General features: G+C 30.9%; 14 protein-coding genes. 4 read left to right on the forward strand and 10 right to left on the reverse strand.

Annotated features, from left to right (window positions below; genetic code table 11):
• The coding region (locus G3A47_RS21860) for a DUF11 domain-containing protein (RefSeq protein WP_166926320.1) at positions 1-1,553 on the reverse strand (1,553 nt) is incomplete at its 3' end.
• A 1,500-nt stretch (positions 1,554-3,053) separates the two neighbouring features.
• On the opposite strand from G3A47_RS21860, the gene G3A47_RS21865 reads away from it, so the two are divergent.
• On the forward strand, positions 3,054-3,749 hold the full coding sequence (locus G3A47_RS21865; RefSeq protein WP_166926322.1) for a LytR/AlgR family response regulator transcription factor: 696 nt from the start codon (positions 3,054-3,056) through the stop codon (positions 3,747-3,749).
• 52 nt (positions 3,750-3,801) lie between these two features.
• Here G3A47_RS21865 and G3A47_RS21870 read toward each other — a convergent pair whose 3' ends face one another.
• From G3A47_RS21870 to G3A47_RS21885, 4 genes are all read right to left on the reverse strand, one after another.
• Positions 3,802-5,880: a tetratricopeptide repeat protein gene (locus G3A47_RS21870; RefSeq protein WP_166926323.1), complete on the reverse strand. Its 2,079-nt coding sequence runs from the start codon at positions 5,878-5,880 to the stop codon at positions 3,802-3,804.
• A gap of 551 nt (positions 5,881-6,431) precedes the next feature.
• On the reverse strand, positions 6,432-7,985 hold the full coding sequence (locus G3A47_RS21875; protein ID WP_208328386.1) for a cellulase family glycosylhydrolase: 1,554 nt from the start codon (positions 7,983-7,985) through the stop codon (positions 6,432-6,434).
• Entirely contained in the window at positions 7,972-9,201 is a 1,230-nt protein-coding gene (locus tag G3A47_RS21880) for a hypothetical protein (RefSeq protein ID WP_166926325.1), read from the reverse strand. The genes G3A47_RS21875 and G3A47_RS21880 overlap by 14 nt, the downstream gene beginning before the upstream one ends.
• Positions 9,201-12,293 carry a hypothetical protein gene (locus G3A47_RS21885; protein WP_166926327.1) on the reverse strand — a complete coding sequence of 1,031 codons (3,093 nt, stop codon included), beginning with the start codon at positions 12,291-12,293 and terminating at the stop codon, positions 9,201-9,203. The genes G3A47_RS21880 and G3A47_RS21885 overlap by 1 nt, the downstream gene beginning before the upstream one ends.
• A 543-nt stretch (positions 12,294-12,836) precedes the next feature.
• On the opposite strand from G3A47_RS21885, the gene G3A47_RS21890 reads away from it, so the two are divergent.
• Genes G3A47_RS21890 through G3A47_RS21900 form a run of 3 tightly spaced genes read left to right on the forward strand, consistent with a single transcriptional unit; the run spans position 12,837 to position 16,443 of the window.
• Positions 12,837-14,075, forward strand: a complete 1,239-nt coding sequence (locus tag G3A47_RS21890) for an MATE family efflux transporter (protein ID WP_306783668.1) — start codon at positions 12,837-12,839, stop codon at positions 14,073-14,075.
• Positions 14,076-14,087: 12 nt separating this feature from the next.
• Positions 14,088-15,254 carry a glycosyltransferase gene (locus tag G3A47_RS21895; RefSeq protein ID WP_070905725.1) on the forward strand — a complete coding sequence of 389 codons (1,167 nt, stop codon included), beginning with the start codon at positions 14,088-14,090 and terminating at the stop codon, positions 15,252-15,254.
• Positions 15,255-15,270: 16 nt separating this feature from the next.
• Entirely contained in the window at positions 15,271-16,443 is a 1,173-nt protein-coding gene (locus G3A47_RS21900) for a response regulator (RefSeq protein ID WP_166926329.1), read from the forward strand.
• Positions 16,444-16,650: 207 nt separating this feature from the next.
• On the opposite strand, the gene G3A47_RS21905 is transcribed toward G3A47_RS21900, so the two are convergent.
• The 5 genes from G3A47_RS21905 to G3A47_RS21925 form a co-directional block, all read right to left on the reverse strand.
• Positions 16,651-16,971: a histidine kinase gene (locus G3A47_RS21905; protein WP_070905723.1), complete on the reverse strand. Its 321-nt coding sequence runs from the start codon at positions 16,969-16,971 to the stop codon at positions 16,651-16,653.
• Positions 16,958-17,998: a sensor histidine kinase gene (locus tag G3A47_RS21910; protein WP_070905722.1), complete on the reverse strand. Its 1,041-nt coding sequence runs from the start codon at positions 17,996-17,998 to the stop codon at positions 16,958-16,960. The genes G3A47_RS21905 and G3A47_RS21910 overlap by 14 nt, the downstream gene beginning before the upstream one ends.
• A complete protein-coding gene (locus G3A47_RS21915) occupies positions 17,998-19,131 on the reverse strand; it encodes an FIST signal transduction protein (protein WP_070905721.1) in 1,134 nt (377 codons plus the stop codon). The genes G3A47_RS21910 and G3A47_RS21915 overlap by 1 nt, the downstream gene beginning before the upstream one ends.
• Before the next feature lie 5 nt (positions 19,132-19,136).
• Complete coding sequence (locus G3A47_RS21920) at positions 19,137-22,133, reverse strand: PAS domain S-box protein (protein WP_070905720.1); 2,997 nt, start codon at positions 22,131-22,133, stop codon at positions 19,137-19,139.
• Between the two features lie 285 nt (positions 22,134-22,418).
• Positions 22,419-22,832: a response regulator gene (locus tag G3A47_RS21925; protein WP_070905719.1), complete on the reverse strand. Its 414-nt coding sequence runs from the start codon at positions 22,830-22,832 to the stop codon at positions 22,419-22,421.
• Between the last annotated feature and the right edge of the window lie 321 nt (positions 22,833-23,153).

Consider the following 23,153-nt stretch of genomic DNA (forward strand, 5'->3'; position numbering starts at 1 on the left):
GTTTTGGTTATACCAACATTAGACTGCGCAACCGGGGTTGGGGTAACACTAGAGGTATTATTTCCAGGGGTAGGATCTGCTTCATTGGCAGTTATACTCGCACTGTTGGTATACGTTCCTGAGGCATTGACTGTAGCAATGATAGATAAGGTAGCATTAGCTCCATTGGCTAAAGTACCAATGGCCCAGATTCCTGTTCCACTTGTATAGGTTCCTGAAGCTGTGCTGGCGCTTACAAAAGTATAACCGGAAGGTAAAATATCCGTTACACTTACTCCTGTTGCGTTGCTTGGACCTGCATTAGTTGCTGTTAAAGTAAAAGTAACATTACTGCCAACATTAGGCGTAGCGCTACTTGCAGTTTTGGTTATACCAACATTAGACTGCGCAACCGGGGTTGGGGTAACACTAGAGGTATTATTTCCAGGGGTAGGATCTGCAATATCTGGAGATGCTATAGAAGCACTATTCAAATAAGGACCTGCAGCTTTTACCGTAGCAGTAATTTGCAAAGTTGGGGAAGAGCCTATATTTAATAAACCAATATCCCAAACCCCTGTCGAGGAATCGTATGTCCCAACACTTGGCGTAGCAGACACAAAAGTGTAACCAGCTGGTAACAAATCAGTAACCTTGGTATTTGGTGCATTACCAGGACCAGTATTGCCTGCTGTGAGTGTAAAAACAACATTGCTTCCCACATTTGGACTTGGGTTATTTACAGTTTTAGAAACAGAGAGATCGGCAGAAATTATACCCTCTATAATATCTAAAAAAACACCCGAATCCAACGATGCATCACCAGCGTCAGCAATTACAATTTTAAAAGTATAAGTTCCTCCAGGAGTTAAGCCAACAATGGATTTCTTTATCGACTTTGTTAAACCATTATGTTCTGTAAAAATTGGGAAAGGTCCTGGTTGAGGCGCTGTATTCAGGTTATATTTACCTCCAGTAGTAGTTGTAATGTGACCATTATTGATATACAAAGCAGATTGAGAACCATCGTATGCAGCGACAGGTGTTGCCGGTGAGCTAAATCCAGGAATACCAGAATTTACCTTATTTATTGATGTGGCATTACCATTTGGCAATGTTGCGAAATTCTGAACTCCAGAAATACCAGGCCCCGAAACAAAAAAACCAAAAGCATCATCAAAATTAGAACCTACATAATCTGGAAACTCCTCTGAACCAAATTGATAACCAAAAATTAGTCCCGAAACATTCGGTGCTAAAGTTATTGTAAAAGAATACGATACTAAGTCACGTGTTGCGGTAGGATCAATTAAAGATAAATTGGGATCTGATAATGTTGTAGCTCCAGCAGGGTTAGAACTATTTTGGACAGCAGTATTTTTGTTTGCTAATTCGAAAGGGGCACTTCCTGTAGTAAAGTACACACCGCTCGGTATCTGCAAACCAGCGCCACTAATACCATTAGAAAAGGTGGCAACTTGATTTGCACGCAATGTTGCGGCAGTTGCTGCTCCCGACAATGTTCCACCAACGATAACTATTCCAGGCCCATTTAAAGCAGTATTTATCTGCAAATTTGAAGGATTTGTTACAACAGTAGCTTGAGCATATATTGAAGATGATATATTAAAAAGAAAAAAAACATTTATAAAAAAAGAAAAAGAATTAAACTTTAATAACTTATTCAAAATCAATAGTACTTTGCTAAATAGAAAATAGAAAATCGATAATAAACTTTTAATTACAGAATTAATGAGTGTAAAATTATTCATACTATAGAAATTTTAATTAAAAATTAGATATTAAATTAAAACACGAGATAAATTATAAATTGGTTTATATAACAAAGAAAAAATCGGACAAAAAAACTTAAAAAAACATTATAAACCTACAAATAAAAATCAAAATGTTGCTGATTTTTTTAAAAAAAAAAGTTTTTTTTTTAAATCATCGACGGACATCAATAACCACAAGGATTATTAATTTGAAATTCGAATTAAATACTATATAATATTTAATGTTATGAAAAAAAATATTAAAACTTATAGTTAAAATTTAGCCACTTGTACGAAATTATTTGCTTCATAATTATTGGTTGCAAATAAGTATTAAATTTTTGTCTACAGAAACAATGAGATTAAACTTTTGGCATTTTGCAATTAAAAACTTTAAATTAATTTAATAAATCAAGGTATACTATTTTTTAAAAAAGTTATTTGTACTGACCAATTTGAAATACTTTTATAATTAATATTTCTGAATACATATCGATGAGTTAAATCTATTATCTAATACCAAAATTATCATCTATTTTTTTAGACGATTAAACATTTTCGTTAAGTCATTAACAAGTTACGGCAAATCACCAAAAAATATCGACAAACGGTTTCTAGCCTACTGACGTTGAACAAAAAATTAAAGAATATCGAACTTATCATCTGCAAGCGAATAGAGCTTGAATTCAGATCGAATTACAGCAAATGAAATAATATTAAAATATAGATAAGCAAAATATCTTAAGCTTTCAATTATTGCATATCAAAAAATTCTAAATTACATTCCATCAATACAAATCCGCTTTAAAACAATAAAAACTTCTTGCCACTTCTATCGTAATAAGTAATTTACAGCTTAATTTAGTAGGGAAATCGTTTACAATATTCTAAATTCACTATGGATTAATCTTAGATTAGATATTGTCGCAAAAATATTTTTGGGTTCAAAGATTTAAAAATATCCGAACTATCAGTAATCTAGAAATCAATACTGATATATTAACAAAATCTTAATAATAATAATAATTTCAAAAAAACCAACAAGAAACTGCAAAACACTTTAAAATAATAGAAAGATTAATTAAACTTTTACTTTAAACTATCCAAAAAAACTTTTTTAGAATCATTTAAAAATTAAAATCTAAAATTTCCATATTAGGTCTTGCAAAAAGTTCATATATTGCTAAAAAATAAGAAGAAAATTAAAAAAAGAAATAGTACTAACCGACAATATGAACTTTAGATTACTTTTAGGAACTACAATAGACTTGTAATATAATTATAATATCTTATTAAACTATGAATTGCATTATTATCGATGACGAAGAAATGGCAAGATCCATAATAGAAAAAATGATTGAAAATACATCTCAATTAAACTTGTTAAAAGAATTCTCAAATGCTATTCATTCCATAAAGTATTTAAATGAAAATAATGTCGATTTAATTTTTCTAGACATCCACATGCCTGATTTTACAGGTTTTGATTTTATTAAAACAATTAAAAGTCCACCCAAAATTATACTGATAACTTCTGATAAAAATTTTGCTATCGAAGCTTTTGAATACGACTGTATTGTAGATTATTTAGTAAAACCAATTACCGAAGATCGCTTTCAAAAAGCAATTCAAAAAGCGAATACTACAACAACAATTTTAAATAGAAGTGCTAATGAAGATAATGCAAACGAATTTTACATCAATATTGATCGCCGTCTGATCAAAATTGAATTTGCTTTCGTCAATATTATAGAAGCTAAAGGAGATTATATTCATATCAAAACGGAAAACAAAAACTATGTGGTCCACTCAACCCTTAAAAAAATAGAACACAAATTACCTAAAGATTTGTTTTTGAAAGTGCATCGTTCCTTTATTATCAATACAAAAAAAATTATTGACATTGAAGACAATAGTGTCTTAATTTGCAAAGACGTCGTTCCTGTAAGTCGCGCCAATAGACCAGCTTTAATGAAACGACTGAACTTATTGTAGCATTTTTATAAAAGAAAATACTACTTCTTTAATACTAAGTTGAAAAAAGCTGTTATTTCTCGTTTTTCTTCACTTTGAATACTGGTTTAGATGTCAACATCCATCTAAGACGCAAACCTACTTCTGTATATTGAAACCCGGCAGCAGTAGCAGACGCAATATTACTTTTAACACCATAAAAATTCGCCAAAAAGCGATCTGAAAATTTATAGCCAAATTTAGCTTGCACTCGATAAGTCGATTGCTTGCTATCATTTTCAATGTATTGAAATCCTGTTGCAGCACTTAGTGTGTAAAAGATAGCATTGTTTTCAGCCGATTTTTCATCTTTCAAAAAATCAACAAAAATCTCATAAGCATTAAATTTACTTGGACTAAAATAAATTGTTGGCACTTGTTTTTGAAAGGCAATAAATTGATAATTAAAGCCTGCTTTCAAAATTGGTTTTGATAAAAAATTATAATATAATGAGGTAAATAATAAGTTTCGCTGGTTACTATCACTTTGCGCGCTGTAATAATATTGTGTAAACCATCCTAATTTGAAGTTTGTGCCAATATTATAATTGAAATAAAAATTATTAGCTGTTATCTCTCTACTTACCAGATCAGCATTGAAGTTCTGAATATCTCGCTTATACCCTAATTCTAAATCTTGCAATTTTAAGGGCTTTATTTTGAAAAATACGTCTACTAATAATTGACTATAATTACTAACGAAAGATCTTGCATTACTTGAACCTACTAAAACATTAAAATTTATTTTGGGATGAAATTGCCATTGTGCGCCGACCTTGAAGTCATTAGAGACAGCCGAATTTTTAGTGACTGTATTTTCAGTTTTTCTGTATTGATACATTCCTAAAAAAGCCCATTCCGTCGATATTGGAAAATTCAAAACTGTATTATTAGCGTAGGCTTCATTCTTTCCATTATCAAATGAATAACTTATTATCTCCTCTACACTTGGTGTGAAATTTTCATTTATTTTTTTTAGAAATCCAATAGCATCTTTTTGGTTTTCAAATATTTTCAAGGTAGTATCAACTGCTTCATAAGCTTTTAATGGTTCGCCATCTGCAAAGTAAGCATTCGATATTCCTAAGTTTCCATCAAATGATTTTGCATCGTTGACCAATATATTTTGGTAGTCAGCAATACTTTCCTTAAAATCACTACGATACATTCCTAAAGTTGCAGAAAGCGCTAATACCCAATTTTCATTGGGATTACTAATTTGGTATTCCTTTATTTTTGCTGCTGCTTCTTTGTACTTTTTATTCCAAATTAGTGCCTGAACATAGCGTTCTTTTGTTTGACTTTGTAATTTTATGTCCTCAATAAATTGGCTATTTTTTAATGCTTTTTTGGCTATAGATAAAGCTTCGCTATCTCTTTCGGCTATATGCGAAACTAATGACAATCCGTTTAAAGAAAACAAGCTATCCTTTTTGGATACTGCTAATTCTTGATATGCCTTGGTTGCATTTTTTTTATCCTTAGTGATTAAATAAATATTAGCTTTATTCATTAATGTTTCCTTGTCTTTCGGAAAATCCTCAAAATTTTCATCTAATAAAGAAAGTGCAGTTTTATAATTTTGTTGTTGTACCAATTGATTGGCGTATCCCATGCGAATGTATTTCTTAGAAACTAGGGCATTTGGATTTTTAACAGAAACTGCCAAAGCTTTATTTACATATATTAAAGCCTCCGTATATTCTTTTAAATTAGACAAAGTATTTGCATAGCCTAGTAAAGCCGGAAAACTTTCGGGATGCTTTGCTATCAGGCCAAAGTAATAAGGTTTTGCCTCAGAAAAATTTTTATTCCATAACATGCATTCAGCATAATTCAGCTGGATTTCAAAATCATCTGGATAGGTTTTTAGTAATTCAGAAAAAATCACTGTGGCTTTTTCAGGACTCGAATTTAAACCGACAGCTCTCCCGTAACAAAGCTTTGCCGTTTTATTATCTGGATATGTCTTTAAGATTTTGCTGAAAAAAATTTCGGCTTGAGCAAATTCTCCTTTCTCTAAATTGGTAAAACCCCCTTGCATATCTTGCGCTTGAATTGATAATCCAAGGAGAAAGCAAAAAACTAAGACTATTTCCTTTTTAATGTTCATTTTTAAGATATTATTTGTAATTAACTGCAAGTTAACTATAAACATTGATTATCCCTCTACAGTAAACGCAGATCATCGAAAAAAAATAAAAAAAAATCTTATAATCAATGTAGATTTGTATCAGAATTAAGAAACAAAATAGTAAAATTAATTATGAATAACAGATTTAGCTTGCTGAGTATGTAATACTATTAAGAAAAGAAAGAATTTTAAGAGCTGTCTGAAAGATGACAAACTAAAACACTTTTTTTTATTTCATTTATGTCACTGCCATTAACCTGTTTGTACCAATATTATGCGACTACTTCCAGAATTACATTGCCCTTTATTGTTAGACTTTTGCCTTTTTAAAAATCAATTTTAAAATTGCCTGCAAATTCAAAAAAGACTTGCTAAGTATCAAAAATATGATCTCCTTTTTTGCCCCAAAAGCTATACGTTTTTTTTAAATTAAAATCAATAAAGGCGATGTAATTCTAGTGAAGTACTATTTTAAAAGTTAATTCAATGTCAAATAAAAAGACTTAATTGTTTTTATTTAAAAATTAAAATCAATAATTTATATACAAAAAAGAAGGTTTGTTTTTTCCTTCTGAATCGATGAATCCAAACTGTTTTTGTTTGTTTTTTATCCACGGCCATTTTCCAGCAACTTTATCTGGAACTTTCGGAAAATCATATAAAGTCCAGGAAACAAATGCAAGTTGCTTCTTTTTGAATATAGATTGCATTTTTTTATGATAATTAGCCTGCTTTTCTTTTGAATTACCAAACCAACTCCACAGTCCTCGATTGGACGAAAGCCCAAATTCTTGCATTACCAAAGGCTTTTTGGCTGCTTTTTCTAAAACAGCAAGTTTGTCTTCAAAAAGCGAAATATCTTCATAATAATGATACGATACAAAATCTACCTTATCTTTTAGTATCTCTGCCGATGCAATATTAGAATATCCAATAGTGACCAAATGATTAGCATCGAATTTCTTGACTGCTGCAATCATTTGTTCCAACCAAGGCTTTACATTTTGTTCCCCACGTGATTCAAAATCTAAATCAGGTTCGTTTTTAATATCCCAAGCAATAATATTTTTGCAGTCCTTAAAAGTCGTTACAATTTTCTCTGCATGTCGATGAGTTAAAGTCCAGCTTTCTGGAGCATAATCTCCATAAAAATCGAATAATGTAACGATTACAGCTAGTTTTTTTTCTTCAGCCAAGTCTAAAACTATTTTTACCTTATCTAATTTCTCTTGTGAAACCTCTGCTTTACCAAATTCTTCATAAGGAACAAAAATCCTAATCGTATTGAGTTTTGCTTTTGTTATTATATCAAAATCAGCAGCTATAGTATCTTTATTAAATTTATTTCCAAACATATCCCAAGCAGAATTTTTAGGATAATAATTAATACCTTTTATGATATAGGGAGCACCATTTTTTAAAATTTCATTTCCTTTTACCGTGTATATTTTTTTATTCAATTCTACAGCAACCAAACTCTTTTCTTTTTGCATCCGAACATAGTGTCGAATACGCCAAAAACCATCCTCTAGCAACATTAAAACCTTATAATTTGCAGTATCCCGAACAGAAGTTATAAGCTTGTTATCTTGATAAATATTTTGAAATTCAACTACATTTTTATCGGTAATAACGACTTGTTGGCCGTCTTCGCTATAAAAATCTAACGATGCATGATGTTCTATTATTGTACTCTGGATCGAAATTTTTTTGGCCTTATTATAGGCTATAATTTGTTCTAATTGCTTTCGCGAACTTTCTGTAAAATAATCGTCAATTCCATCATTGACATTGTTTTTAAGAGCATTATTTTTTATTACATAAGAAAACAAATAATGCTTCTCAATTTTCTGGATGGTTTGATTTTCCATCCGTCTACCTTGATTTTTGAAGGTTTCCCACGTTACTTTGGGTAAATATGTATCTGAAGTCTCTTTCTCTAAATGCAGCATCGAACTTCTATCTGCTCCCGAATTTAAGTAGCCCAAAATTTCACTCATTCCAAATAATACCAAAATATTAATCGCAATAAATGAAACTATTAAAATTGCCCGATAATTATTTTTATTGTTAATTACTATCATAATTTTTTTCTTCTACTTTTTGAATACTTCCTAAGGTTGAAATTTCAAATGAATATTTTTTTTCTTTATAATATTCAGATGAAATAGTAAAAACAGCATGGCCTTTTACGCTATCTTCTTGCAAAGTTGCTACGAGTTGATTATGATGATACACTTTTAGAGTCACTTTAATTCCGTCTGGAACTAACTGATTCATAAAACTACGCAACGGACCAACTATTACAGTGCGCTTATCTTTTGAAAATTCAAATTCAATTTTCGGATTAATCGGTTTGTAGTTAATTGCTATAGAATTACTTTCTGCTATTCCCGCTACATACGCTTTTGCAGTATAAACATCTTGGTGATCAGGATGCAAAATCTGAGCAGTTGCAACTCCGTTTATAGTTGTGCCAAATGATTTTAAAACCATATTATTAGCAGTAGAAATCACAAATGAGACCATGGTTCCGTCGCTTACAACGTTACCAAATTTGTCTTTAATAACAGCTGTTTTTAAGGTCGTAATTTGATTTCCATCAGCATATAGATGATTTCTAGTAAAAGAAATTATGAAATTTGTAGCGATTCCAGGAAAAATTACAGCGTTAAATTCTTTAGTAATTGTAGCATTGCATTGGGCAGAAACCAAAACTATTCCTGATTTTGTAGGGGCATTAACTATTTTCCAAGCAATAAGATCTTTCGTTTTTACCGTTTGAGACGTAATAGCATTTAAAAACTGACTTCTAAAAATTACGGGAGTATTTTCAGGTTTCGGATTATCAAAGCCATCTGTCGGAATCGTAACGTACATTACAAAATGACCATCTCCTACCAACGTACTTGGTGGGCCTAAATAATTTTCGATATCCGTTTTAGTGTCGTTGTTGGGCAAAATTTCAAAGTTTCCCTGTAGTTTATTTTCTCCGTTTACAACCAAAAACCAATCAATACGACCCGATTTTTTAGCATAAACTTTAGGAAGGATAAAAGTTAATTTATCATTTTTTATGGTACCCTCTAAAAGCGTTTTTCCTAAAGAATGAATTAAAAATAACTTCGGTTGATTTGACGAATTTACCGTAAAATCTAAAGCTATTTTGGCACCTGCGGAAAAGGTTTTCTGTTGGGTCATTAATACAATAGTACCCGTTTGTTTTTTAGGCAATAAAGTAACTGATACCAATAATATAGTAAACAAACAAAAACAAAATATATAGATTTTATTCTTCATTATCTAGGATTTCCAATGTAATTATTGATTTCAATTTTAATAAACGAATACCCTTTATGTCCTTTAACCCTTTGCATTTTTGCACTTTCTTGTTTACTATTTCGTACTGGAATTACCGCACGAGCAAGACCTTCTGATTTTAAACCATTTACAAAACAATTTTCTGTTGAAGATTTTATAATCACAGGATTCAAATCTCTTGGCAAATTATAAGTAAAATATTGCTTACGCTGAATGCGAACACCCTCTTTTATAAACTGGTGATCAACATAAACCAATTCTTTTTTATCATTGTAATACGAAATTAAGAGCTCTGGAATGGTTACTTCTTGAATTCCGTAATTGAATAAAGTACCTTTGATCTGGTTGTTATCTATCACTAAATCTGAAATAGCAACCGAATTATACAAGTCGGTGGTTGCGACATTTCCAGCACTTTGAATATCAAATGTAGCGGGAATATTTTTCAATTCTTTTGGTGTAAATTCATTGGGGTTAAAAGTTGTTGGCTTTACATCAGTTGGCTTTAACCACGCAATATCTTCAAAATTCACCTTAAAACTCGTGACTTCTTTTGGCATCAACTTATGTTTAATATTATACTTTGCGTTGAAAACGGCAATCGATTTATCATTTCGATCATATAAAGTAGCTTTCAAGACCACATCTGCAGGAACATTATCTATATTTTGAACTTCACCAATCACGATATATTGACTGTCTATTTTTACCAAACTTGCCGATATAATTTCTAAATCTGGTTGGCGCAGTACATCTTCATGATAGGTCTGCTGGGCAGTTATCTTTCGTCTCCCTTGCTTGTAATACGAATTGATATTGTCTGAAATAAATTCGTCTGGAGGAATATCGGTATCTTTTTTATCTGGAATAATAAACCATTTCCCTTTTATTTTCTGAACGTTATGTGTGTACTTTTTTTCAATTAATTCTAATGGTGTAACCCATTTGGTCGTAGCAATAACTCTGGCTTTGTCTTTACTTTGCTGAACAATTTTAGTTTCGATAGCATCTAACTTGGCGTAAGAATTAAGAATACCATCAGAAACAGAAATTTCCAGCATAAACTGAGCCACCGAGTATTCTTTATTAGGAACAACATAAGAGTGCGCTTTATCATAAAACTTAAAATCTAGAGCATCATAATACGCTTTTACAACATTTTCAGGACTAATCTGCGTAGCATTTTTGATGTAAATGCGATATACTCCAAAGCTTATAATTAGCAGTAAAATCCCTGTCCAAATGTGTAGAAATTTTATCATCGCTCTTGGAAAATTAGCATAAACAATTCCATACTTATTGAAAGAAGGTTTTTCTAAAGGCTTTATTTTTAAGGCCTGCAACCAAATCATCTGAACATTAAGTATAAAAGCCATAAGAATGGTTAACATCGGAATAATTCCCCACATTAATTTCAAATAGATCGGTACTTCATCTTTTGGAAGAATTTTAGACAAGGGCTGCACATTTAGTTTTTCCCACACCATTATACCATTTTCTAATTGTGATAATCGATGCCAACCGCAGAAATATAGAATTGGATCGTAGAATTTATCGTTAGAAAAAACATATTTCAAATTGTATTTTTCAGGAACGGTTAGAAATTGCTGCAAGGAACCAATACCTTCGAGTCCTCGAAATTTAGAGTTTTCAAGCCGCTCTACTGCACGAGAAGTTAATTCTGGTAATCTTCTTGCAGAATGGTAATTTCCATCAACCGTCATTGCCTTTGTTTGTGTCGATAAGTAGGCCATCTGATCGCCAAAACCTAATGGTAGAAACCTCCAATGATCATGCTGATCCTGATTCAAGAAATTGATAATTGGCAAAAAGTTAATTTTTTGCGGTTGCAAGGGTCTAAAATAACCTAACGTCATGGTAAACACTCCAAAAAACAAAAAGCAACCAGCAAATAACCCGCCTACGATCCTCCTATAAACACTCCCGAATTTTACTTGCAAAGCCGTTCTTAAGTCACCTTCAACTAATCGGTACACAAATTCACCAAAAATGGGCAAACTCATTATAGAAGCCCAAAGTGTAAAGCGATCCAAGGTTAGGATATTAAAAGCATTTTCTCCTAAAATTGCTAAGGGAATTGGAGTTGTGCCGCCTGTTCCTAAAACAGTGAGCAAGGTTAAGGATAATCCGAAAAAAATATACCTTTTGCTGTAATATCTATAAAATATATAAGGCAATATAAAAAGTAATATTCCCCAAGGTATCAAGAAGAACATCAAGCCAGAAGAGGTTACTTCTATAAAATTGTCGCGACTCCCATGCGGAATAGGAACCTGAGTGATGGGATTGGCTTTAGAAGTAATCCAATACGGCAGTATACAAAATACTAGCAGAAAAACGGCGCTACCACAGAAAAGAATAATCCGTTTTAATAATGATAGAAATGTTTTATAGAATATTTTGAATGTGATTTCCTTGAATGAATTGACATTTTCGCGAGCGGTATCCATTACTATCATACCGATTAAAGGCGAAACAAAAAATACCATTCCAAATAAAGGTGTAACATGATGCGAACAAACGGTTACGGCCATCAAAGACAGAGAGGTGAAGTAATATTTCTTTTTGCCTGTTTTGATAAAAAGATAAATCTCTGGAAGTGCATGCATTAAAACAGAAACTCCAATAATACTGGGAAGCTGTCCAAAAATATGCAATGTTTCTACAAAAGAAGAAGAAACCACCGCCAGAATAGCAGAATAGCCTGCAACGGTTCTATTTCCAGTTATTAAAAGTGAAAATCTAAAAGTTCCTGTAATGAATAAAATAATCCCAACGATGGCAACAGTAAACATACCAAATTTCAAACCTCCAATTAAAGAAAGTAACCCAATGGTTTGGTGCACTAATGGAGGATAACTCATCACATTAAAACCCGTATACCAACTATAATTCCAAGGTTCAAACCAACTGTGGGCATAATGATTTCCGAAAAACATGTGAATTAAAGCATCATAAGTACTTTCTAAAGTAAAAAAAATAGCGCTGCCATGGAAAGTCAATCCAAAAAGTAAGGCTACTATCAAATATTTATTAGAAGTTTCTTTCAATCACTCTTATTTTACATTATTGTTTTTGTAAATATAGCGATATCGTCTTATAGAAGAAAACGATATAACTGTACAAAATGTCCTTTCATCGAAAGAAACAGTACCAAACATCTAAAATATCAAAAAAAAACATACAAAAGCACCAATATTATATCAGAATAATGATCTAAAGGTAATTATTAACAGAATGAGAACATTTACTGTGATATTATTTTATAAAAATATAATTCAATAAATTATATCAAATAAAGTTGAAGTTTTTTTTTAATAGGTTTTCAAATTGGCTTTAGGTTTAGAAAAAGACAGCATTACATAACCTTGTTTGTTTAAATCTATGTCTTGGCATTGATTTAAATTACAGTTAAATTTCAAAATTACAATTCATAATAAATATGTTGATTTAGTTAATTGTTAAAAAGAGGGAATTTATCCTAATAAATTTCTTTGTTACTCTTGTTAAAATTTTCTTATTTTTATTATATTTGTTTGTAAGAATCAGCCCTTTAAAATATTATTTTTATTATTTATTACAATACACTTGAATTGAATATTAAAACTACATATAGAAAGATCACTGCGGAGAATTTTTTCATGCTTACAATTTTATTTGTAAATGCAGGCAATTATTTGTACAATCTGCTATTAGGAAGAATACTTGGACCTTCTGGATTTGCTGATGCTGCAATCTTAATAACTTTGCTCTTAGTATTATCTTTTATTGGAATTACATTTCAGGTTACTGCTACTAAATATACCGTTTTACTCTCAGTAACTCAATCGCATTTCTTTTTAAAATTTATTTTTAAGTATGCAATGTTATTCGGTGTAATACTAGGATGTATAGTAGCCGTATTCAGTACTCAATTACAGGAAATTTTTAAAACCAAAACCTCATTAATGTTCATTTTGTTTGGTTTGGGACTTCCAATCTATTTTATAATGAGTATTAATAGAGGTTTATACCAGGGAAAAAATGATCTGAGAAATTTGTCAAAAACTTACTACTTTGAGATGTTATGTCGTTTGATTGTGACACTTTTGTTGCTCTACTTTTTACCTCAAATCCAATCTTCTATTATTATCTCACTAGGAATTTTAATTTCTTTTGCCTTTGGTTTGATTCCTTTTCAAAAAATAATTTACTGCAAAAACAACAAAACTCTAAGTAATAATTTAGATAAAAAATCCATTATTACATTTTTTGCTCTAACAGCCTTCTATGAATTAACGCAAATTATCATTAACAATAGTGATATTATGTTGGTTAAACATTATTTTGATAATGAAAAAGCGGGCTTATATGCTTCTTTAGCATTAATAGGCCGGGTTGTATATTTTGTTGCCTGGATGTTTGTAATGCTCCTTTTACCTAAAGTAATACATTTAAAAAAAAAAGGAGAAGATACACTTCCAATTCTGTTAAAATATGTTTTATATATTGTTTGCTTGTCTACTATAATTGTTTTAGGTACACTCTTATTTCCCGAAATTGTAGTGCAATTGATGTTTGGCAAGAAATACCTACCCATTGCTTTCTTGCTTTGGAAATATGCATTGGCTACTTCAATTTTTGCCATTGCAAATATTTTTACTTACTATTTTCTTTCTATAAATAAGTATGTACCTGTTATAATATCAGCCTTTCTGGGGCTTACACAAATAATTCTGATCGTCCTCTATCATAATTCAATCGAACAGATCGTTGTTATGCAAATCATCGCGATGACAGCATTATTATTATTTCAACTGTTTTTTTTCTTTTTTAATAACAATAAAAAGTAACATTTTTAAAACATGAAAGTAGCTCTAGTCACTGCATTTCCACCAAGTAAAGTTACACTAAATGAATATGGTTATCATTTGGTAAAAAACTTTGTTCACAACTCAGAAATAGCCGAATTAATTTTATTATCGGATAAAACACTTGAAGCGAAACAATTAGACTTTGACCAAAAAGAAAAAGTTAAAGTTAAAGAATGTTGGAGATTTAACAGTTACACCACTATTTTTTCTATTCTTAATGCAGTTCGACAAGAACAACCAGATGTAATTTTATTTAATCTTCAGTTTGTAAAATTTGGAGATAAAAAAATACCTTCTGCCTTGGGATTATTGTTACCTATGATTTTGAGATTTTTTGGATATAAAACAGTGGTTTTATTGCACAATATATTAGAACAGGTTGATCTGAAAAAAGCGGGATTCACAGAAAATAAATCCATGCAGAAGATTTATAATTTTATTGGAACTAACATTACCAGATGCATTTTGAAAGCCAATAGAGTTGCTGTAACTATTCATAAATATGTGGATGTTTTAAATGTTAAATACCATAGCCAAAATGTAATACTAATACCACATGGAACATTCGAATCGGTCAAAAATCCAAATTTTGAAATTAAATCCGGACCCAAACAAATTATGGCATTTGGAAAATTTGGAACTTATAAAAAAGTTGAAATTTTAATTGAAGCAGTTGAAATTGTTCGAAAAACAAATCCAGAAAAATTAGAGGTAGTGATTGCTGGAACAAATAGTCCAAACACAGCTGGATATTTAGAGGCGTTACAAGAAAAATATAAAAATGTTGAAGGAATTATTTTTACCGGATATGTTGATGAAAATGATGTAGAAAGAATCTTTACTGATAGTACAATTGTGGTTTTCCCTTATACATCTACTACTGGTAGTTCTGGAGTGTTGCACCAAGCGGGCAGCTATGGCAAAGCAGTTATCATGCCTGACTTGGGCGATTTGGCCTTGCTAATTAAAGATGAAGGGTATAAAGGAGAATTTTTTAATCCCGAAAGTGCAGAATCTTTAGCTGTAGCCATCGAAAAAATTATTTCAAACGATGCCTATAGAAAAGAATTAGCTATTGCGAATTTTCAGGCTGCGAGTGCCCATTCAATGGATAAAATTATAATGATGTATATAGAATGTTTCAAATCAATACAATAAACTTAAATTGAATATTATGAAAATACTAATAGTAGATGATCAGCAATTGGTTTTGTTGTCTTTAGAAAAATTACTAAGCAGTTCAGGATATGAAGTTATCAGTGCAGACAATATAATGGATGCCATTGCAAGATATGACAGTGAAAAACCAAATTTAATTATTGTTGACATTAATATGTCTAACCTTTCTAATGCGGAATCTTTGAACGAAAGTGGATCTGGTTTGGAGGTCGTCAAATATATCAAGCAAATCAAAAAAGACAGCACACCTGTAATGGTACTATCTGGTAATACTGATGAAGAAGTCATTATAAAAGCTTTTGATTTAGGCATTGATGACTACATGAAGAAGCCTTTGAGTTTAAGCGAAATTGGCGCAAGAGTAAAAAGGTTAATTGGCTCTACTATTGAAAAAAGTGTTACAGAAAAAACCAATTCGAAAGAGCGATATATCCAAAACAAATGTATTGGAGTTGTTATTCCGTGCTATAACGAAGAAACCCGTTTGTCTAGTGATGAATTTAAGTCTTTTGTACATAAAAATTTAGGATACCATTTGTGTTTTGTGAACGACGGAAGTAAAGACAATACATTAGCAGTTTTAAATGAATTAACAAAAGGGAAAGAAGAATATATTAGTGTATATGATTGCATAAAAAATGGTGGAAAAGCTGAAGCTGTTCGCCTCGGAATGTTACACTTAGCTAAGCAAAATCAATTTGATTATATCGGTTTTTTAGATGCCGATTTGTCTACCAATTTTGATGATTTTCAAGATTTGGCAGATACTATCTATAACTCTAAATACAAATTAGTTTTTGGTTCGAGAATTTCAAGAATGGGAGCTGACATTACCAAACAATCTGCAAGAGTACTGATCAGTAAAACCATAAATTATATTATCATAAAGATTCTTGGAATGAAAATTAATGATACACAATGTGGAGCCAAAATAATGACAAAAGAAATTATAGAAAAAACTTTTAGTGAAAAATTTGTAACAAAATGGATTTTTGATGTAGAGATTTTCATGAGAATGAAAAAAATATATGGTTCTGCAAAAACTCAGGAATTAATTTTAGAGAAACCTTTAAATAGATGGATTCATATGGATGGTTCTAAATTATCATTTAAAGATTCAGTAAAAATTATGGGGCAAATTGGCCAGATTGCACTCCATTACAGGTAAAAAAACTACAACCAATACTATATAGAGCAAGTCAAAAAAAACTTGCTTTGAGTTTTTTTTATTAGAGAAATGTGTTAATTACAAACAGTTAAAGATTATTTTTTATCATGTTTTTTTACATAATATATATAAGAATGCAAGGTATAATAATACATCTATTTATTTAACCGCTAATAATAAATATACCATTAGAAAACTATGTTTTTTTTACAAGTCGTTTACAAAACTTTGCATTAACTGTAAAATACGTGCAAATTCACCTTCAGATTCAAATGTGCCATTTTTTAATAAATGATTTTCATATTCTTGTGCAAGATCGTAGCTTTTTTCAAGACCTAAAATAGATATTTTATGTTTTAATTTATGAATAACCTCTGAGGCAAGTTTGTAATTCTTGCTTTCGATACTTTTATAGTATGCGGTTATTTCAAGCGGAAGTTCTTTTTTAATAATAGTAATAATTTTTTGCTTAAACTCATCGTCTTCTGCACAAAGTTGGTCAATATAATTTAAATTAGGCTCCTCCATAGTTTTTAGGTAAGGTAAAATAAAATGTTGTTCCAATGTTTTCTTTACTTTCAAGCCGGATCGAACCTTTATAGTACTCTATAATTTTGTTAACTATAGAAAGCCCTACTCCTGAATTTTGATTGTTATTTTCTAATTTCGTGAATATTTTAAAAATTTTGCCGTGGTATTTTTCAGCAATCCCTACCCCATTGTCTTTGATATAAAATTCAAAATCCTGCTCTTTTTCTGTACAGCCAATTTCAATTTGACCTTGAGCCTTATTGTTATAGTGAATACTATTTTCAATTAAATTTTGCATTAATTGCTTGAATCGCCAGCTATTTCCCTTTATTTTTGGTAAATCATTAATTATTGAAATTTTAATATTTTTCGGAGTATGAATTTCTCTCTTAATTTCGTCAATCACCAGATTAAAGTCAATTAACCTTTCTTCCGATTCTACTTTGTCTACAGTAGAATAATCTAAAATTCCTTTGATGAGCAAATCCATTTTTTCCACATTAAGTAATACCTGATTAAGCGAACTTAAACAACTTTGCCTCATTAGGTCTTTATTATCCTCAAGAACCCAATTAATAAGAGTATCTATATTCCTGAGTGGCGCTTTTAAATCGTGAGAAACTACATGAGCATACTCGTTAAGTTCTCTATTTTGGTTCTCTAAACTTAACAACAATTCTTCTCTTTGCTTGTTCATTGCCACAATTTCTATGGATTGCTTTTTTAAGAAATCAGACTGATTAAAATCTTTTTCATTACCCAATTTTTCGGCATCCAAATTCATAGAATTTAAAATCTCTGTCAAATTTGAATTTATTTCTTTTAAACTATTAGCTTCCTCTCGCAGTTTTTTATTGGCTTCAAAAAGCTCATCGGAACTAATTTTCATCGCACGTTGAAACATACTCATCTGATCCTCATGATTATCATAAGATTCATTGACTGCCTGCAAAAAATACTTTAAATCTTTTAAATGCTCAGGGTTTATAAATTTGACAATTTGCCTTTTTAGTAGCGTATTCATTATTCACTGATTAGAGTTAAAGTCATTGTTTGGTTATGCAACTCGCAAAAAGTATTATCGCTAAATGGAGCCATTTCGCCATAAGAGTAAAACCCAGTAATCGCTACTTTATTTCCTATTATTTCCTGAACGTGCTCTATTTCCTCTTCAACCCTTTGATTCATAACTAATTTTCTTCCCACACAACTTACTAGTAAAGCAAGTTGTGGATGATTCTTTCTATTTTTCATTGCTAAAATGGCCGCTTGAGATGCTCCCTCTGCGATAGCATCTACTGAAGCCATCATGAGCTGTACTTTGGCATTCTCGGGCGCATCTCCAGCTAAAATCATGGACTGATCATCATTATTAATATTTAAAATGGTACGAACAACAGCTTGCAATTTGCCTTCAGGAGTAACGTTTAAAGGGTACAACAAAGAAGCTTGCGGCAACTGATTGGCTTTGTCTCCTAAGTATTTTTTATACAAATCCAAAGCAGGTTGTCCATCTATCTCATACAATACATTGGCTTCTGATCGGGTAATAATTCTTTCGGGACCAAAAGAGCTCCATCCTCCAAAACTCGAAAACGAAATTTCTAAAGTCTCGCCATAAAATCCAATTAAAACAACTTCTCCTTCTTTTGGATTTTCTTTGTAAGAAGCCAACGTTTTCTCAAATTTCGCGTCATCTCCACACATACCGCCCGAGATAGAAACTTTATTTTGAATACAATTTTCAAACCCCTCAATAAGCGAACTTCCGTTTACGAAACTTCCTTCTGAAAGTACAAATAAATGCTTTAAATTTTTTTTCGGTATCTGTTGATAAAGAGAATCCCCTAAAGTATTCGCATTTTTTTTGTAATTAAAAATATTATCCGTTCTAATTTCAAAGCTGCTTTTTTCAAACTCTATAGCAGTAACTACGATAGAATCATCAAATACATTTGCATCGATAATTTCGCCTGCTGTAGAACCAAATACCAGATGTTCGTAAGGAAACTCCTTTCTAATCGCTTCAATGACTTCCAGACGTTCTAATTGCATTCTGTTTCCGAAAACAAGTACAAGTGGATTTTTTAATTCCCCTTCCTTTTTCAGATACTCCCAATTTTTATTCTTTTTTTTATACGCTTGAATTATTTTCATAGTTTCTATTTTGGTAATTTAATAAAGAAGGTTGTACCTTTAGTAAGTTCACTTTCAATCCAAATTTTTCCGTTGTAATTTTTGACTATTTTTTTTACAATAGACAATCCAATACCTGTTGATCTTTTATTAGAACTAAAAGATTGAAACATTTTAAAAATTTTTTCCTGATTCTTCAGAGCAATACCGGGTCCATTGTCTTTAATTGCAAAAACATAGTACTTTTTTTCCTCTTCCCAACTTATTTCAATAATTCCCAGAGGCTTGTCAATATAATTTACCGCGTTGCTTATAATATTTAAAAACAATTGTTGCATTCTAAATCGTTCTGCCTTAATTGTTGGCAGTTCATTTTTTACCAAAACCTGAATGTTTTTTGGTATATGAATAATATCAATTATTTTACTTATTTCAAGATTCAAATTGATGCTTTCAGTAATCATTTCTATATCATCTACTTTAGAATATGTTAGAATTCCTTCAATCAAATGATCCATTTTCTCCACTTTGTCTTCTATCATATTGAGATATTTAACTGTTTGTGCATTAAACTCTTTATCACTGTCCTCTTTGATCCATGTAACCAGAGAATGTATACTTTGCAGCGGTGACTTTAAATCATGTGATACAATTTGAGCATAATCATTGAGCTGCTCATTCTGTTTTTCTAATTTTTTAAGCAACTCCTCTTTTTGTAATTCCAGGTTTTTTTGTTTAGTTATGTCTAGATGTATTCCTATTGAACCAATTACTTCACCATTGACATTGTAATTGGGCGCACCACTAATTAGCCAATGCCTTGTTTCTCCTTTCTTATTAATAGAGGCTACTTCATAAGAATCTGACTTCCCATTAATACGCTCTTTATTTTTAAAAGTAACTAATTTTTTATCTTCAGGATGCAGCAAAATTTCAGATGCTTTGTTGCCTAACAAATCAATCAAAGAAAAACCGCTCATATCACAAAAGCACTGATTAGCCAATTGTATTATATCATCCTTATCTACTTCCAATAAACCCATATTCATATTGGCAATAATATTTCGATATTTTTCTTTTTCTGCTTCCAGGCTTTCTTTATACTTTTTTTTAATTGTAATGTCTTCAAAGCTCCATAAATGACCGTCATTTTTGTTCCCTTTAGATATAGTAATAAAGCTTCTTTCATACACGCGTCCATCGGCCAGTTCAATTTCTTCAGAAAATACATTTTTTTTGTTTCTTAAAATTTCTTCAACTCTTTCAATAAACTCATCTGGTCTTTTAAAAAAGTATTTATTTTCCTCAGTGGCCATTTTTGAATCAAAACCTATCATCTCTTCTGGTTCTCCTTTAAAATCAAATAAATCACAAAAGCGTTTATTGGCAATTAGAACCTTTCTATCCTCATCTTCTAATAAAATACCAGATTGAAGATTGGTAATTAACGAAGTCAAACGATTCTCAGAATCTATAAGCTGTTGATTGAATTCTTTTTCCTGACTTATATTTTCTTCAATAGCAAAATACTTAATCACTTCTCCGTGTTTGTTATGCAGTGCCTGTCCCTGCACTCTAACCCAATATTTTTCTTTAAATTTTGTATAATTTAAGATTTCACAAGTGAAAGGAAGTCCTTGTTTTATTTGATTTTTTAAATAGGTAATGGTGTCTGGATTAGTTGCTTCTCCTTGCAATAAATGACCTGGACTCTGACCAATCAATTCTTCCTTAGAATAACCAGTCATTTTGGTAAAACTACTATTGATCCACTCTATTTTACCTGACTTGTCACAAATAATGACTGCACTTATATTTTTATCAGCTATCGAGGACAGTAATAAAAGTTGTTCTTCTTTTTGCTTGACTTCTGAAATATCCTCAATCATTGCAAAATATTGAATCACTTTTTTGGAGGGATCTAGAATGGGCTGTCCGACCGTTTTAGACCAAAAAGTACTTCCATTTTTTCTAGCATGCAAAATTTCTACCTCAAAAGCATTTCCATCGTAAAAAGCACTGATCATTCTACGGATTTCCTCTTTATCCGATAAAGGATCTGAACCTACCTCTAAAGGTGTTTTACCAATAATTTCATCTTTCTCATATCCTGTCAATTTAAGATAAGCATCATTACACCAAAATATCTTTCCATCCGGATATGTAAATAAAATGCCATTTTTATTTGTTTTTGCTACCATGGACAGCTTATTTAGCTCCTCATGATTTCTTTTTTGTTCTGTAATATCACGTCCATAGATCTTCACATAGTACTGTTCCTGCATACTTTTACAAACAAAGGAGTAACACTTACCATTACTCTCCGCTTCAAACATCCATCTTTTTTTTGTTTTATCTATTTTATGGACGATGAACTTGAAAAAATCCTTAATTTCATAATTAATTCCATGGTATGTAAGTCTTTTTAAATTCTGAGTTGCTGGATTCATTTTTAATAAATGCCCCTCAAAATCAATCCGAATTAATAGATCCTGATTTTGAGTAGGAAATAGTTCTCTATCATCAATTTCCTTATTGTCCACTTTTAATTCATTTTCCTCGTGATGTATTATAGTCAAAGACTTTTGTAATGCGGCATCAGACTTATCACGATTGTACATTAAATCAAATAAATCTAATGATGCATCGTGCTGAGCAAAATCATAAAGAGAGAGTTTTTTTTCTTCAAAATTTTTATCAGAAGTAAGCCAATTACTGCCTAAAAACAAATAGCCATTACCATATTTTTCAAATTGCCCTCGGAGCAAGATTTCATTCCTGAGTGATTTGATTATGACCAATTGATTTGTGATCTTATAAAAGTTGTCACTGTTTAGCTCTTCCAAAAATGGTTTGGTGATGGCAAATGAATACAAAAAATAGTCATTGCTTTTTAAGTCAGGAAGAATTTTGATTAAACTTCTACCTCTATCTTGGATAAGTAAGTTTTGATCGAGCAGAACATAAAAAGGGAAAAACCTATTGAATGTCTCACTATCAAAATGAAATTGAGAATTTTCCATACCTCTACCTCCTTTAATTTTAAAATTTTATTTGTACATAATCTAATCCTCGCAACACTATCCTATTTGGAATGTTTTTAACACCAGAAAACAGCTAAGCCAACTACTAAAACGACCTCAAACTCTAATTACTCGTTTTTACCAGAATTGTACTTCAGGAGTGCTATTTTTATTAAAATATTAAATATTTAAATTTCAAATCGTTTTCAATTAAAAAAAAGCAGATTAACAAAAAACGTTATTTTTTTTTCTATAAGACTAAATTTAAAAAATCGTGATATTTTTTTACTGCGAAATTAATTCATTTGTACTCCAATAATCAAGTAGTTTTTTTATTCTATCTACATAATCCTCATATTTAAGTGGTTTTAAAACATAGCCCGCAATACCTATTTTATAACACTCCATAACATCCCTATGATTGTTAGAAGTCGTTAAGATAATTGCTGGTATGTATTTTAACACATCATCCGCTTTTAAGATAGTCAAAAACTCGATTCCGTTTAATTTAGGCATATTGAGGTCTAAAACAATAATATCCGGAATTATTTCTTTCATTTTCAATACATTAACCGCTTCCTCACCATTATCTGCTTCGATGATTCGATGATTGAGTTCTAAACTTTTTAGCACTCTATTGAATTTCATCACTTCAATTACATCATCTTCTATTAATAGTATATTTAATGATTTTGCCATTTTTCTTATTATTTAAATTTTAATGCATACTTATTCAATTTCAAATGTATTTCATTAACGTAAGAGTAAAGATTCTTTTTCGTCAAATCATAACAAAGTGTAGACAACTGGAAAAAAAGTGTCGGTGAATAGTATTTATGCAGGTAATCCATTATAAAAATAAAATTAAAACAATTTTAAACCTCAATATTTTTTCGCACTCAATAGTGATTGAATATCATTTTTGAAATTTTATAAGTACCAAAACCGATATTAATTATAACAAGTTAGAATATCAAACAAGATCTTTTTGTGAACTCGTCTAAAATATTGTTCCATTAT

This window comes from Flavobacterium poyangense (genome assembly GCF_011751075.1).
GTDB classification, from domain to species: Bacteria; Bacteroidota; Bacteroidia; order Flavobacteriales; family Flavobacteriaceae; genus Flavobacterium; species Flavobacterium poyangense.

Bases quoted from the DNA above. Each gene is read 5' to 3' on its own strand.
- G3A47_RS21865 (WP_166926322.1), top strand. From the start codon at position 3,054: ATGAATTGCATTATTATCGATGACGAAGAAATGGCAAGATCCATAATA.
- G3A47_RS21870 (WP_166926323.1), bottom strand. From the start codon at position 5,880: ATGAACATTAAAAAGGAAATAGTCTTAGTTTTTTGCTTTCTCCTTGGA.
- G3A47_RS21875 (WP_208328386.1), bottom strand. From the start codon at position 7,985: ATGATAGTAATTAACAATAAAAATAATTATCGGGCAATTTTAATAGTT.
- G3A47_RS21880 (WP_166926325.1), bottom strand. From the start codon at position 9,201: ATGAAGAATAAAATCTATATATTTTGTTTTTGTTTGTTTACTATATTA.
- G3A47_RS21895 (WP_070905725.1), top strand. From the start codon at position 14,088: ATGAAAGTAGCTCTAGTCACTGCATTTCCACCAAGTAAAGTTACACTA.
- G3A47_RS21900 (WP_166926329.1), top strand. From the start codon at position 15,271: ATGAAAATACTAATAGTAGATGATCAGCAATTGGTTTTGTTGTCTTTA.
- G3A47_RS21905 (WP_070905723.1), bottom strand. From the start codon at position 16,971: ATGGAGGAGCCTAATTTAAATTATATTGACCAACTTTGTGCAGAAGAC.
- G3A47_RS21910 (WP_070905722.1), bottom strand. From the start codon at position 17,998: ATGAATACGCTACTAAAAAGGCAAATTGTCAAATTTATAAACCCTGAG.
- G3A47_RS21915 (WP_070905721.1), bottom strand. From the start codon at position 19,131: ATGAAAATAATTCAAGCGTATAAAAAAAAGAATAAAAATTGGGAGTAT.
- G3A47_RS21920 (WP_070905720.1), bottom strand. From the start codon at position 22,133: ATGGAAAATTCTCAATTTCATTTTGATAGTGAGACATTCAATAGGTTT.
- G3A47_RS21925 (WP_070905719.1), bottom strand. From the start codon at position 22,832: ATGGCAAAATCATTAAATATACTATTAATAGAAGATGATGTAATTGAA.